Here is a 13,762-nt window from a genome sequence, read left to right as displayed (position 1 = left end):
CCCCTCGTGGATGTGCTGATAGGACAGACGTTTACCGGACTCAGTCTGGGGTCGATCCTGCTACTCGCAGCATTGGGACTCTCACTGACCTTTGGTCAGATGGGTGTCATCAACATGGCTCATGGTGCGTTCATCATGACCGGTTCGTACACCGCCTACGTGGTGCAGGAACACGTGGTGTCCAATACCAATGTCTCCCTGATCGTTTCGCTCTTTGTCGGCTTCCTCGTCGGTGGTCTGATGGGTGTACTCCTCGAAGTCACACTCATCCAGCGCATGTATCACCGGCCACTCGACACCCTGCTGGTCACGTTCGGTGTGGGCCTGGTCCTGCAACAGGCCGCCCGCGACATCTTCGGCGCACCCGCGGTCAACGTGGTCGGCCCCGAATGGCTCAGCGGTGGTGTCGACATCTTCGGCGCGGTGGTGCCGAAGAGCCGGATCTTCATCATGATCCTCGCAGTCGTCTGCGTGGTGGCGCTGGCGGCAACCATGAAGTACACACCCATGGGCCGGCGGATCCGGGCTGTGGTGCAACACCGTGAACTCGCCGAGACAAGCGGGATCTCAAGTCGCAAAACAGATATCACCACCTTCTTCATCGGTTCGGGCCTGGCGGGCATCGCCGGTGTGGCACTGACACTGATCGGTTCCACCAGCTCCAACACCGGAACCACCTACCTGATCGACGCCTTCCTGGTGGTTGTGATCGGTGGCCTCGGCCAGATCAAGGGCGCAGTCATCGCGGCCGTGTCGCTCGGACTGCTCAATTCATTCATCGAATACAACACCACCGCCTCGGTGGCCAAGGTGATCGTCTTCGTCCTCATCGTGGTCTTCCTGCAGATCCGGCCGCAGGGACTGTTCACCGTCAAGACGAGGAGCCTGGTATGAAACAGTTCTTATCCTCACGCTGGCAGGCATACTCCGGCTTCGCAATCGCCGCAGTCATCCTCTTTGCCATCGCCCCCGCCGTACTCAGCGATTTCCGGCTCAATCTGCTTGGCAAGTTCCTCTGCTTCGGCATCGTGGCCGTCGGTATCGGATTGGCTTGGGGCCGTGGCGGAATGCTGGTCCTGGGCCAAGGTGTGTTCTTCGGTCTCGGCGCCTACATCATGGCCATGCACCTCAAGATCTCGGATGCAGAACTCCGGGGGGACGACGTCCCCGACTTCATGCAGATCGCAGGCAAGACCGAACTGCCCGCGTACTGGCAGCCGTTCGCCTCACCCGTCGTCACGATCCTGGGCATCTTGTTCATCCCGGCCGGTGTGGCTCTGATCCTCGGCCTGGGAATCTTCAAACGTCGTGTCAAGGGCGCGTACTTCGCCATCCTGTCGCAGGCTCTCGCGGCCGCGTTCGCCATCCTGCTCATCGGCCAGCAGAGCACCGGCGGCAGCAACGGGCTCAACCGCTTCCGTAGCTTCTTCGGTCTGGCACTGAATGATCCGGCCAACAAGCGACTCCTGTTCTTCATCGCCGCAGCAACATTGCTGATCGTTGTCGCACTCACCCGCCAGCTGATGTACAGCCGCTACGGCGAACTGCTGGTTGCCGTCCGCGACCAGGAAGAGCGGGTCCGCTTCCTCGGCTACGACCCCGCCAACATCAAGCTCGTGGCGTACACCGTCGCCGCACTGTTCGCGAGTATCGCGGGCGCACTGTTCGTTCCGATCGTCGGCATCATCTCCCCCGCGGACGTCGGTATCGTGCCGTCGATCGCATTCCTGATCGGTGTCGCCATCGGCGGACGCACGACGCTGCTCGGCCCGGTCCTCGGCGCCATCGGTGTCGCGTGGGCTCAGACCAACCTGTCGGAGAACTTCCCGTCCGGCTGGGTCTATGCCCAGGGTCTGCTCTTCATCGTCGTGGTCGGCTTCTTCCCCGCCGGATTGGCCGGGCTCGGAGCCCTGGCCAAGTGGCGTCGCAAGAAGGCTGAACCCGACCCACCCGAATCTGAGCCCGATCCAGACAAGGCGGACGTGACACCAGTGGGAGCTTCCTCATGAGCGCAAATGAAACCTCGGTTGTGGTGAAGGAACCCGAACTCGGTGGCAACGCCGGTATGTCGAGCGACTACCTCCAGGTCCGCGGCCTCTCGGTCAGCTTCGATGGTTTCAAAGCCGTCAGCAACGTGGATCTGACTCTGCTGCAGGGTGATCTACGGTTCCTCATCGGCCCCAACGGCGCCGGTAAGACCACCGTCATCGACGCCATCACCGGCCTGGTCCCAGCGACCGGATCCATCCAGAAGTCCGGTGTCGAGCTGGTCGGCAAGAAGGTGCACCGCATCGCTCGCCTGGGTGTGGGCCGAACCTTCCAGACCGCCAGCGTCTTCGAAGAACTCACCGTCCTGCAGAACCTCGACATCGCCGCCGGCGCCGGACGCGGTCCGCTGACGCTGCTGCGTCGCCGATCCGGCATTCTGCCCGAGATCGAAGAAGCACTCGAGACGATCGGCTTGCAGCACCTCAAGGACTCCCCCGCCGGGATCCTGGCACACGGCCAGAAGCAGTGGCTGGAGATCGGAATGTTGCTGGTACAGAACGCTTCCGTGCTCCTTCTCGATGAGCCGGTCGCCGGCATGAGTCACGAAGAACGCGAAGAGACCGGACAGCTGTTGCGCCGCATCGGCGGAGAGCGCACCGTGGTGGTGGTCGAACACGACATGGAATTCATGCGCTCGTTCGCCACCTCGGTGACCGTGCTCGCCCGCGGCAAGGTCATCGCCGAAGGCTCTGTCGCCGACGTTCAGGCCAACCCACAAGTGCAGGAGGTCTATCTCGGTACCGCAGCCGGCGGCTCCGAGATCGAAGAAGCCGCCGCCGCAGGATCCGAAGGAACCGTCTGATGCTCGAATTGATCGATGTCCGTACCGGTTACGGCCGCACCGAGGTCGTCCACGGCGCCAGTATCGAAGTACCCACCGACGGTGTGGCCGCGGTGATGGGACACAACGGGGCGGGCAAGACCACCCTGCTGCGCGCAGCCGTCGGCCTGTTGAAAGTCACCAAAGGAACCGTCAAGTTCAACGGCACCGACATCACCTCGATGCGCCCGAGCGCGCGGGTGGCCAGGGGTTTGGCCTATGTCCCGCAAGGCCAACAGAGCTTCGGCTATCTGACCACAGCCGAGAATCTTCAGGTTGTCGCCGACGGCCGCAAACGTGGCAAAGAGCTCGTCGCCGAGGCATTGGACTTGTTCCCGGCACTGACAGAACTCCTGACCCGTCGGGCCGGCCTGCTGTCGGGTGGTCAGCGCCAACAGCTGGCCATCGCGCGGGCCCTGATCACCGAACCGAAGATGCTGATCCTGGACGAACCCGCCGAGGGCATCCAGCCGTCGGTGGTCGCCGAGATCGAGAACACCATCACCGCCCTCACTCAACGCGGTGACATGGGAGTTCTGTTGGTGGAACAGCAGATCGGCTTCGCGCTCGAAGCCGCCGATCGGTATTACATCCTCGAAGGCGGTCGAATCACCTCATCCGGCGCAGGCGGCGCCGACGCCGAAGCCGGTGTCCGCGAGGCGATGACCATCTAGCGCAGTGCCGCCGAGCGGGCCGAAAACACCGCCGAGCGGGCCCTTGTCGTCGCACACTGGGGTGATGGCGTACGACGAACACCTCGCAGGCCGGATCCGGGAACTGGTCGGACCGCAGCCCGGTGTGTCCGAGAAGCGCATGTTCGGCGGTCTGGCCTTTCTCGTAAACGGACATATGGCCATCGCGGCGAGCGGAGAAGGTGGAATCCTGGTCCGGGTCGCCGCAGATGAACGCGCGATCCTGCTGAACGGCAAGTACGTCACGCCGATGGTGATGCGTAACCGGGAGACCCTTGGCTGGCTCCGAGTCGATGCCGGCGGCGTCACCACGAAACGCCAACTGCAGACCTGGATCGACCGGGGGGTCGAGCAGGCGCGCCTTGCACCCTCCTGACACAGCTCGCGATCCGTCGGCGGCCGCTCAGGTCGAACGGGCGATGCCCGGGAGACGCTGTGGATCACCGAGGGTGAACATTCCGGTTTCGGATCCGATGGGATATGACAGTTGGCGGATCTGACCGTCCGCAGTTGACGCGGTTGTGTTGTCGCCCAAGTGATGTGCTGCGATCGACAGGAGCGCCCACCGTGTGGTCGCGAGGTGATCGGGCGGTGGTGCCGGTGCCTGCTGAAGCGATGTCAACGCGCGTCGGTGATCGCCTGCGGCACAAGCCGTGATGGGGGTCGTCCACGGCGTATTGGGGCCGAAGTCGACGTCGTCGAACGTGTGGAGACCCGAGCCGCCTTGTAGGGCATGGACCAGCGCGATCAACGGGCCGAGCCCACGGGTGATGCCCGGCATTCCGCAGGAGGGCAGCAGCGACAGCGCCGTGGCGTAGCGTTGACGGACCTCTGGCTCCGGGCCATTGGTGAGGTCCGCGCGGATCGCGCGGTACCAGGTGGTGAAGAATCCCGCGAGGCTGCGCTCATGGTATTCGCCGAGCCCGTCAACAGTGGCCGCGTGGTGGTCTGCTTGGTCGAAATCACCTGTACTGGTGCTTGTTTGGAGACAGATCAAGTGTCCGAGAATCTGGTAGGTCGGAAGATCGTGGTCGGTTCCGAGCGCGATGAGTTCTCCGCCGATCGCGTGGCGTTGCCCGGTTGCATCGAGCGTGTGGAACGACTGTAGAAACGCGGCGTTGAGTGCGACGCACAGCACGGTGGGATCGCCGAGGTCGCGCGCCATCGCGACCGCACGATCCGCGGCCTCAGCACCGGCAGGCCCACGGGTACCGCGTGATTCGATACCGATGAGGGCCAGTAGTCGGGCGCGTTGCGCGGGAGACAGTGCGCCGTCGAGGAGTTCGAGACACCGCCGGGAGGCAGCAACGATCCAGGCGGATCGTGCCGGATCGTCGGATATGGTCCAGATACCCGGGATCTCGAGGCGGGTGAGGAAATCTGCGGTCAGGCGAGGATCGTCGCTGGCTGCGAGTTCCGTTGCACCCGTAGAGCGTTCCGATTGTGCAGTCAACAATCCGTCCGCACCACTGACCGCAAGGTCGCGCAGCAGGACCGCCGAGCTGAGCACCCGGGATCGCCCACCCTTGGGCATGAGCGCTGTCACCGAGGACTTCCATGGTTGCCCGACCTGGTCGGGGAGACCGTCACCCCGGAGGAGATCTCGGTGCACCCGATCGAGTTCCGCCGCCGGGTCCAAACCGAACTCATCCGCCAAACGTGTGCGTGCGCGGGTCAGAACCGATAGTCCGTCTTCGGTGCGGCCGGCGTCGTGCAGGGCGGTCGCCAGAAGGATCCACGCATGTTGCCGACTCGGGTGTCGGTCGACATGCGACTGCAGCTCGGCGATGGCGAGATCACCTCGACCTGAATGGATCTGCGCCTGCGCGAGTGCTTCTACCGTCCGGGCGTGGAGTTCTTCGAGCCGCGCGGATTCTGCCCCGACCCCAGGTAGGTCGCGGTGATCGGCAAACGGCGTCCCACCCCACAGGTCGTTCAGAGCGTCGGGAAGTCTGACCAGCCGCTGCGCCCAGGGCATCGAATCGACCGAAGCGGCGAGCTCGGCGAACTCCCATGCGTCGACCCGCGCCGAGTGGTCGAGACGATAGAAGCGGCCCGCAGTCACCACGAATGCCGAAGGCACGCCCCTTGGCCGCTGCGGTTCGAGTCGGCGGCGGATGTCGGCAACGAAAGTGCGGATCGCTGCGACGGGGTCCCGCGGGATCTCCGCCGGCCACAACGCAGCGGCCAGATCGTCGACCGACACCCCCGTGCCCCGCGCGGCCACCAGCCGGGCCAAGAGCTGCGCCTGACGCCGACCTCCGAGCTCGATCCGTTCACCGGTCGGCGTGCGTCCACCGACAAACCCCAGGACGCACACCATCGCCGCGGCGGTCGCGGGTGGATCACTGCGAGGACTCATCGGTTACTCATCGGCTCCGCACAGACTCGATCCGAACGACATCACGCCTCAACTGTAGGAGACCCGATCACCATGACCACACCATCCATCGCCGGATTCGAATATCACCGCGTCCAGGTCGCACCCGAGGTCGCCTTGAACGCCGCTGTCGCAGGTCAGGGCTCGCCCGTAGTTCTACTGCACGGGTTCCCGCAGACCCATCTGTGCTGGCGTCACGTTGCCCCGGAGCTGGCCGACAACCACACCGTGATCGTTCCGGACCTGCGTGGGTACGGCGACAGCGACAAACCGGCAGAGACGAGTCCGGACGTCTACAGCAAGCGGACCATGGCGGACGACGTCGTCGCACTGGCCGCACATTTCGGCTTCGACAAGTTCGCGCTCGTCGGCCACGACCGCGGCGCACTCGTGGCGATCCGCGCCGGACTCGATCACCCCGACCGGATCACCCATCTGGGTAGCCTCGATGTCCTACCCACTCTGGACATGTGGGACGTCATGCACGGGGTGTCCGCCGCGGTCGGCTTCCACCTCTATCTCATGGCCCAGCCGGCCGGGTTACCCGAGGCGATGATCCGGGGGAGTGCCGACACCTTCTTCGGCCATTTCCTCGATGCCTGGGGCGCCGATGGACAGACGATTCCCGCCGACATCCGGGCGCGGTACCTGCAGGCGAGCGCCGGCGCCATCGATTCGATCGTCGCCGACTACCGCGCATCCGCAGGCATCGATCTCGCACACGACCAGCAGGACCGTGCCGCAGGTCTGACGCTGACCATGCCCGTCTCCGTCATCCAGCAGGATTGGGGCCTGCAGCTGGGATTCGACGGCGAGCAGATCTGGAAGAGCTGGGCCGACGATCTCGATCACCGCCTCCAGGACTTCGGCCACTTCATGGCCGAACAGTCTCCTGCCGAGGTGCTTTGCGCCATCGCCGACCTCATGAAACGTTAGATCGCCGAAAGGTTTCAACCTTGCCGCAGATCGGTACTCTCTGGTCGTCTGATCCGCGTTCGAACAAGGGAAGCAAATGAGCGTCAAATCCAAAGCCATGTACAAGCCACTGTCAATCGCTACCGGCGTGGTCGGTGGGTTGGCTGCCTCCGCTGCCTTCGGACAGGTGTGGAAACGTCTGGGACATGACGCCAAGGTCCCTGACCCTAAGGATCTGAGCAGGAGTAACACCGAAGTGCTTGTCGCTGCCGCCCTGCAGGGGCTGGTCTTCGGGCTGGTGCGCGCGGCCGTGGACCGTGCCGGTGCCCGCGGCTACAAGGCCATGACACACGAGGATCCCGCCTGAGCGGACCGGGGTGATGCTCGCGTGGGCCGGTGCCAACCGCAGCCGGCCCATGTGCCCTCGCCGTACCCACGCTGTCAGGGAGCCTGGCGCCACCAGGCGAGCACGTACAACGCCATGGCCGAGATCAACCCGGCCACCACCCACAGCACCACGGTGTAGTCGACCCACGATCCGAAGGGCGGCGACCCGGGGAAAATGTTGCGTAGTGGGAGGACGGCGAACAACATGACCGCGAACCAGGTGACCATCGGCGGCTGAAACGCCTTGCGGCGGCGCACCGTCTGGATGGCGACGAACAAGGTGCAGCCGGGCAGCACGACGAGCATCGCGCACAGCGCCAGATCGAAGACGAGGGATCCGGCAGACCTCGACCCCTCGATGGTGAATGACTGTCCCGCACCGGGGTCGTCATCACCGGCATCGATGTCCCAGCCGCTGAGCGAATCGGTGATCGCGACCTCGGTCTCGAGTGGTTCGCGCTTGTCGCCGATCTCGCTGACGCCGCGCACCACAACGGACTCCGAGGTGTACTCGTCGAAGGGCCAGGTGCGGATGTCGCCGTAGGCATAGAGCGAGACCGCCAGCATCCCCGGCCGTGTCCCACTGGCGAATTCGATCCGCTGGTTCGCAACCATCGGTGACACGTCGATCAGCAGAGTGTCCTTGAGGTTGCCGTCCTCGTCCACCAGATTGCCACCGGGATACACCGACACATGCCCGCCGAACGAATACTCCGCGCCGTTCACGGTGTCTATATCGAGATACACGAGCACGCTATCGGCAGCAGGCTCACGGGTGTCGGGCTGATTGCCGGAACCGCCCAGGGCATACAGGAGCAGAACCGACACGTACACCACCAACAAACCGGCGACGACCGCCAGACCACGCAACATCGCTGACCGCCGTGGGGCACGCGCCATCTGTTCGTCTCCAACCCGTCGTCCTGCCCTGGAGCCGAACTCGACTCCGATCGGACAAACCAGGTCCGGTCGGAGTCGAGTCTGTCAGCAGTTCTACGGGGCCACAAGTTGATTCGACATATTGCCGGCGAATCCACCGACCTGCGCGAGACGTCCGAAGTCGAGTTTGACCAGTTGATCGGCAAGATCGAAGTAGCGATCGTCGTGGGTGATCACCACGACCGTCTTGCCTGCCTCCTTGAGGTCGCGCAGGATGCGCCGGTAGAAGAACTCCCGGAACTGTGGTTCCTGATCGGCCGCCCATTCGTCGAAGACATAGATGGGACGATCCTCGAGCAGCGCCGTCACCAGGCTGAGCCGTTTGCGTTGTCCCTGTGACAGATTGATCGTTGACAGCTTGCCGCCGGACACGGTCACCTTGTGGGCGATCTGCAGCTGGTGCAGGTAACCACGTACCTCGTCGTCGATCCCGGGGCGGTCGAATCCGAGGTAGTCCTCGAACAGGTGGAAGTCGGTGAAGACAGCTGACGCGTTCTGCCGGTACCACTCCACATTGTTGTGGTCGATGGGTTCGCCGTTGAGCACCAGCTGTCCGCGGTGGGGTGCATACAGACCCGTGATCAGTTTGGCCAGAGTCGATTTGCCGCTTCCGTTGCCGCCCACGATGAAGGTGACCTGCCCGGGGTCGAGCGTCAGGTCGATGGGTCCGAGGTGGAAACCCGCACCGTCGTCGGGGCCACCCGGAGGCGGACCGGACGGCCGCTGACCCGGCTTACCCGGCTTCTGGGGTGGACCGGCCTGCGGAGGCGGGGGCGGACCGGTCAGCTGCTCGCCGTGATAGGCGTAGCCCAGTCCGCGCAGCTCGATCCGGGCGCAGGCGACAACCGGGCGATCGGTATACGGCAGGTTCGACTCGTCGTTGACCGACACCATCGACAGGTCCATGTCCCCGATCTTCGCCAGCGCCACATCACCGCGGAGGATGTCGGGGATCAGGTGCATCATGTTCTGCATCGGCATCGCCAGGAACGTGGTGATCAGCACGTAGCCGATCATGTGCTCGTGCGGAATGTCCAGCAGCAGAGCCAAACCGAACAGAATGAATGCCATGGTCGCCAGCTGGCAGAGCTGACCGAAACCCTGGGCAATCGAGAACTTGGCTCCGGCGGAGACATTCTTGGCACGCAGGTCCTCGGCGGTGCCGAGCAGATGCCGGTCCATGAAGTCCTGGCGACGTCCACGATGCAGCTTGAGTTCCTTGATGCCGAAGGTGACCGACTGGAAGGAGCGCAGCAGGTCGTCCTCACGTTCCCGAGCGTGCTGATAGATGGCCCGCACCCGTCGCAACACCGTCTCCACACACATGATCGCCAGCAGCGTCGATCCCACGGTGATCGCAAAGATCGGGCCGGAGAGCATCGCCAGGAACACCAGGCATCCGACGATGGTGGCGGCGTCGATGCAGATGCTCGGAATCGCCGAGACCGCCATCGACAACGCCCGCACGTCCTCGGTCAGCGTTGCGATCAATCGATGCATACCCAGACGTTCGAGATGTTCGAGCGGTGCCGACACCACTCCTGCGCTGAGCTTGGCCCGCAATCGGTAGATCGCGTTCTGCGCCAAATGGATCAGCACGATCTGCGAGAGCAGTCCGGTGACCAGGACGACAATCGCAGTGATCGCAAATCGGATCACCATGTTGTCCGGGTGGGGTGGCGGTGAGACCACGGTGTTGATCTGGGTGACCAGATATGCGTTGGCCGCACCGCCGATCAAGCCGGCGATCACCGCAAACGCGATGCCCTTCCGGGACACGGAGATCAGAAATCTGATGAGCTGCATGATGGTTGACCTTCAGTTGGTGACTCGGCGGTCGCGTCAGCGACGGACGATGTCGAAGAGGAGTCCCTCCAGGGTGACTCCGGGGGCAAAAGAGAAGGCAACACCGGTGGTGGACTCCTCGTTGTTGTCGGCGCCACGCTGCGCCATCTGCTCGAGCACGAAGATCAATGAGACGCTCAGCATGTTCCCGTAGCGGGCCAGGATGTCCCAGCTGACGTCGGCGCGCTCCGGATCGATACCGAGCGAGTGCGCCGATTCGTTGATGATCTTCGGGCCACCGGGGTGGATCGCCCACAGCTCGACGTCGGACTTGCCGAGGCCGTGCGACCCCAGGACCCGGGTGATGACCGGGTCGACACCACGGTAGATGTACTGGGGGAGTTCCTCCGCGAGTTCGCAGGTGATCCCGTTGTCATTGACTCCCAACACGATTCCGTCTTCGGCGTCGTCGAGGAGTTCACTGAAGGTCTCGCGGATCACGATCCGGCCTGCCGGGATCGGCGCATGGGCCTCACTGGCACCGACCACCACCGCACCACACCCGTCGCCGAAGAGGCTGTGGGTGATGACCTCGTTGATGTCGTCGGCGAACACGGCGTTGACCGAGGACACCTCCAGACTGATCACCAGCGCCTTCTTGTCGGGGTTGGCGCGGGCGAAGTCACCGGCGATACGGATACCGTTCATCGCGGCCGCGCAGCCCATGAAGTTCACGACCACCCGATTGGTACTGCGGGACAGTCCGAGTTCCTTGATCACCGCGACATCCACACCTGGCGCGATGAAACCGGTGCTCGTGACGAACACCAGCAGTCCCACCTCGACCTCACCGCCTGCGCTGCTCAGGGCCCGGCGGGCGACGTCGACGGCCAGGGGAGCGGCATGCTCGAGGTAGAGGTTCATGCGTTCGCGAATGGTGCCACGCCTCTCGCTGAAGTCGCGGAACTCGGGATCGGTGGGGTCGATGGCCAAGTGGCGCTCGTTGATTCGGGTCTTCTCGTAGACCCGGCGGATGCGGGCCTGCTGGGTCGGATCGGTGAACAGTGCGGCCACCTCATCGGCGGCATCAGTCTGGGAGAAGACCTGCTGCGGTGCGCCGGTGGCGATGCCCTCGATCACGGCGACCGTGGTCGGTGGGGCCGGCGGCAGACTCGGGCGGATGTGTGGACGCCGGCCGACAAACGTGGGGTGCGATCCGGTGATGGGCTGATCAGAGATGACAGACATGGGGGAGTGGTCCTTTCGGGTAACGGGAAGGTGGTGCGGGGGGTGTGCGCTGGGACAGGGTCAGCAGGGGGTCAGACCGTCCCGATTCCGGTGAAGCCTTTGATGGTGTAGTCGGCACAGGTCTTGAGTGCGGCCGGTGAGAAGTGCTCCCGGAAGAACCCCCATCCCTGTTCCTGGGCCGGGCGTGACCGCGAACCCAGGTAGACGCGGCACTGTTTGGGCAGACGGTCGGTGACAAAGCTTTTGGCAGGCAACCATTCGACACCGAACTCGGCAGCTTCTTCGCGCACCACGTCTTCGGTTGCGATGTTGGCAAAGCCGCTGCGCTGGAACGGAAGAACGTGATGGACGCGGTGAGAGCTGAGGCCGGCGGACAAGAAGCAGTCGGCATAGCGGTTGCCGATGACCTTCAGGTCGTAGGCCTTCTCCAGCTGATCTATGGCCCAGTCGTCGGTCTCGACCTCGGGTAGGTCGTGGGTGTCGACATCGAAATCGTGACTGGCCACCACCAGGAAGGTGCTGAACCAGAGGACCGCGACGAACTGTGCCAGCCAGGCCCAGAAGTCGCCCATCGCAATGAAAATCGCGAGTTCGGAGATCAACAGGGCTCGCAGGCCGAAGGCGCCGATGAAGTGCGGCAGGCCACCCCGCAGCGACCCGTACATGTCGGAGACACCGACCTGTCTGGTCAGCTTGCAGATCTCCAGCAGCCGGATGACCATGCCGGTGGTGGCGTGCCCGAACTTGTGGAGCGTGTGGATCGGCACCCGAAAGCCCCGGGGCAGATCCATCATGAAGGTGAAGACGTTCTTCTTGATGTCCACCTCACTCTGGGTGTGTGGATGATGCAGCAACGCATGGCCATCCGCGGTCACGAACGAGAGGGCGACGTAGTTGATGTCGAAGGCACTGACCAACGCCTTGTTTGCACCCTTTTGCGCCCGATGGATCGCGTAGTGTCCGTAGCCGGCAATTCCACTGCGCAACACCACCATCGCGATCACGAAGACCGGTAACGGCATCCAGCTGGTGTCATACAGGCGCAGGGCTTGCACGGCAAAGTACGCCAACACCAATGCGATGACCACGATGTTGAAAATCGTGTCCATCCGCTTGATCCGGGCGGCGAGTTCCGGTTCGCGCAACCGGCGCTTGATGCGGTGCAGCAGGTCGTTCTTGTCATCGAACCGGAAGTGCGGGGTGTCACGCCAACTGTCGAAACCCTCCTTGAACAGGAAGTCCGGCGCGTTGGCCTTCGGATGGATGTCCTCGACCTCGGCGTCGCGGTCGAGTGCGTACTTCTCCAGCATCTTTTCGACCCGCTCAGGATTCTTGTGGTACGAGCCGATGATCGAGGTGATGTCGCGGTTCTTCGTCCGACCGATGAAGAACTCGCCACCGGGATGCTTCGAGATCCACTCCGTCAGGTCGTAGGCCCGGCCCTTGTAGATCCACACATTGGCCAAGCGAGGTCCGCCGTCGGGTCCGGGCGCCCGGCCGAGATCGTGGTCCTCCGCCGGCCCCTGATCGACGTCGACGTCGCTCGCCTCGTCGGTCTGCAATTCAGTCATCCGATTCCTCCGTGTCGGCTGCCGGAATCAGGTGACGGCAGCGGTCTTGGTTTGGCTATAGGAGTACGCGGAGGCGGCCGATGTTCCCGGGCGAGGAAACTGATTACGGTCAATTGAACGACTTTTGACATGTGGCGCGGGGCTATACCGTCCCTGAGCATGTCAAATCAACCTTCTCGCACCCCGCGAATCACACGCTCGAAAACAAACCTGTTCGCGGCCGCGGTCGCGCTGTCGCTCTCCGGAGTTCTGCTGACCGCCTGTGGCGGTGGAGGTTCCAACGATTCGGAACAGACTGTGTCCCAGTCGGTTCCGCCGGTCCTGGAAACATCCCGATCAACTCAGCCGTCGGTGGTCGCCACTGATCCGGCCGCCGTGATCGAGCAGAGCTCCCAGACGACCCGGATGATGAACTCCGTCCACATCGCGCTGGTGGTGGACGAGTCGATCGAGAGTCTTCCCATTCAACAGATCGACGGTGACGTCACCAATCAGCCGGTTGTCGGCGCCCAGGGTGCCGGCGAGTTCCGGATCAACAACAACCTGACGGCGTCCGATTTCATCGTCGCCGGCGGCAACCTCTACACCCGTGGCGAAGGCGCAAACAGCTACACCAACCTCGGCCCGGCCCAGCGGATCTACGATCCGGCCATCATCCTCGACAAGGACAAGGGATTGGCCAATGTGATCTCCAAGGTCCAGAATCCGACGGTCGTCGGCACTGAAGAGATCAACGGTGTCGAGGCGATCAAGATCGAGGGCACCATCGCGAGTACGGAACTCAAGCCGATCCTTCCCGAGGTCGACAAGACCGGCGCCGAGCTTCCCGTCACGCTGTGGGTCACCGCTGAAGCCCCGTACAACCTCGTACAGATCACGGCCGAGGTCTCGGGAGGCGAGGTCAACATAGTCACCTCGAAGTGGCAGGAACCCGTCACCGTCGCAAGCCCCGAATAGTCGCCGGTGACACCGGCAG

Annotated in this window: 13 protein-coding genes; 8 read left to right on the top strand and 5 right to left on the bottom strand. The window is 63.5% G+C overall.

The genetic code is table 11. The features are described from left to right. The first annotated feature begins 6 nt into the window (after positions 1-6). From urtB to AC1TPF_RS03530, 5 genes are all read left to right on the top strand, one after another. Positions 7-894: an urea ABC transporter permease subunit UrtB gene (gene urtB / locus AC1TPF_RS03550; RefSeq protein WP_482136482.1), complete on the top strand. Its 888-nt coding sequence runs from the start codon at positions 7-9 to the stop codon at positions 892-894. Continuing rightward, complete coding sequence (urtC, locus tag AC1TPF_RS03545; RefSeq protein ID WP_482136483.1) at positions 891-2,009, top strand: urea ABC transporter permease subunit UrtC; 1,119 nt, start codon at positions 891-893, stop codon at positions 2,007-2,009. The genes urtB and urtC overlap by 4 nt, the downstream gene beginning before the upstream one ends. Next, the gene (gene urtD / locus AC1TPF_RS03540) at positions 2,006-2,851 is read left to right on the top strand and encodes an urea ABC transporter ATP-binding protein UrtD (protein ID WP_482136484.1); all 846 of its coding nucleotides are present in this window, start codon (positions 2,006-2,008) and stop codon (positions 2,849-2,851) included. Before urtC ends, urtD begins: the two co-directional genes overlap by 4 nt. Continuing rightward, entirely contained in the window at positions 2,851-3,543 is a 693-nt protein-coding gene (gene urtE, locus AC1TPF_RS03535) for an urea ABC transporter ATP-binding subunit UrtE (RefSeq protein WP_482142644.1), read from the top strand. Before urtD ends, urtE begins: the two co-directional genes overlap by 1 nt. Positions 3,544-3,607: 64 nt before the next feature. Continuing rightward, on the top strand, positions 3,608-3,937 hold the full coding sequence (locus AC1TPF_RS03530; RefSeq protein WP_482136486.1) for a TfoX/Sxy family protein: 330 nt from the start codon (positions 3,608-3,610) through the stop codon (positions 3,935-3,937). Positions 3,938-3,964: 27 nt separating this feature from the next. On the opposite strand, the gene AC1TPF_RS03525 is transcribed toward AC1TPF_RS03530, so the two are convergent. Then, complete coding sequence (locus AC1TPF_RS03525) at positions 3,965-5,923, bottom strand: AfsR/SARP family transcriptional regulator (protein WP_482142643.1); 1,959 nt, start codon at positions 5,921-5,923, stop codon at positions 3,965-3,967. A gap of 72 nt (positions 5,924-5,995) precedes the next feature. On the opposite strand from AC1TPF_RS03525, the gene AC1TPF_RS03520 reads away from it, so the two are divergent. Both AC1TPF_RS03520 and AC1TPF_RS03515 read left to right on the top strand, forming a co-directional pair. Then, positions 5,996-6,877: an alpha/beta fold hydrolase gene (locus AC1TPF_RS03520; protein ID WP_482142641.1), complete on the top strand. Its 882-nt coding sequence runs from the start codon at positions 5,996-5,998 to the stop codon at positions 6,875-6,877. 76 nt (positions 6,878-6,953) lie between these two features. Next, complete coding sequence (locus tag AC1TPF_RS03515) at positions 6,954-7,223, top strand: DUF4235 domain-containing protein (protein ID WP_482136489.1); 270 nt, start codon at positions 6,954-6,956, stop codon at positions 7,221-7,223. 74 nt (positions 7,224-7,297) lie between these two features. Here the strand turns inward: AC1TPF_RS03515 and AC1TPF_RS03510 are convergent, their stop codons facing one another. The 4 genes from AC1TPF_RS03510 to AC1TPF_RS03495 form a co-directional block, all read right to left on the bottom strand. Then, positions 7,298-8,143, bottom strand: a complete 846-nt coding sequence (locus AC1TPF_RS03510; RefSeq protein WP_482136490.1) for a DUF4436 family protein — start codon at positions 8,141-8,143, stop codon at positions 7,298-7,300. Positions 8,144-8,236: 93 nt separating this feature from the next. Next, positions 8,237-9,988 carry an ATP-binding cassette domain-containing protein gene (locus AC1TPF_RS03505; protein WP_482142639.1) on the bottom strand — a complete coding sequence of 584 codons (1,752 nt, stop codon included), beginning with the start codon at positions 9,986-9,988 and terminating at the stop codon, positions 8,237-8,239. A gap of 36 nt (positions 9,989-10,024) precedes the next feature. Beyond that, complete coding sequence (locus tag AC1TPF_RS03500; protein ID WP_482136492.1) at positions 10,025-11,215, bottom strand: type III polyketide synthase; 1,191 nt, start codon at positions 11,213-11,215, stop codon at positions 10,025-10,027. Between the two features lie 71 nt (positions 11,216-11,286). After that, positions 11,287-12,786: a cytochrome b5 domain-containing protein gene (locus tag AC1TPF_RS03495; protein ID WP_482142638.1), complete on the bottom strand. Its 1,500-nt coding sequence runs from the start codon at positions 12,784-12,786 to the stop codon at positions 11,287-11,289. 159 nt (positions 12,787-12,945) lie between these two features. Between AC1TPF_RS03495 and AC1TPF_RS03490 the strand changes: the two genes are divergently transcribed. Then, positions 12,946-13,743 carry an LppX_LprAFG lipoprotein gene (locus AC1TPF_RS03490; RefSeq protein ID WP_482136494.1) on the top strand — a complete coding sequence of 266 codons (798 nt, stop codon included), beginning with the start codon at positions 12,946-12,948 and terminating at the stop codon, positions 13,741-13,743. The last annotated feature ends 19 nt before the right edge of the window (positions 13,744-13,762 follow it).

It is taken from the genome of Williamsia sp. Y853 (assembly GCF_056786495.1).
Note: the sequence above shows the minus strand (reverse complement) of the source record. Positions and strands in the feature narration are given on the sequence as shown.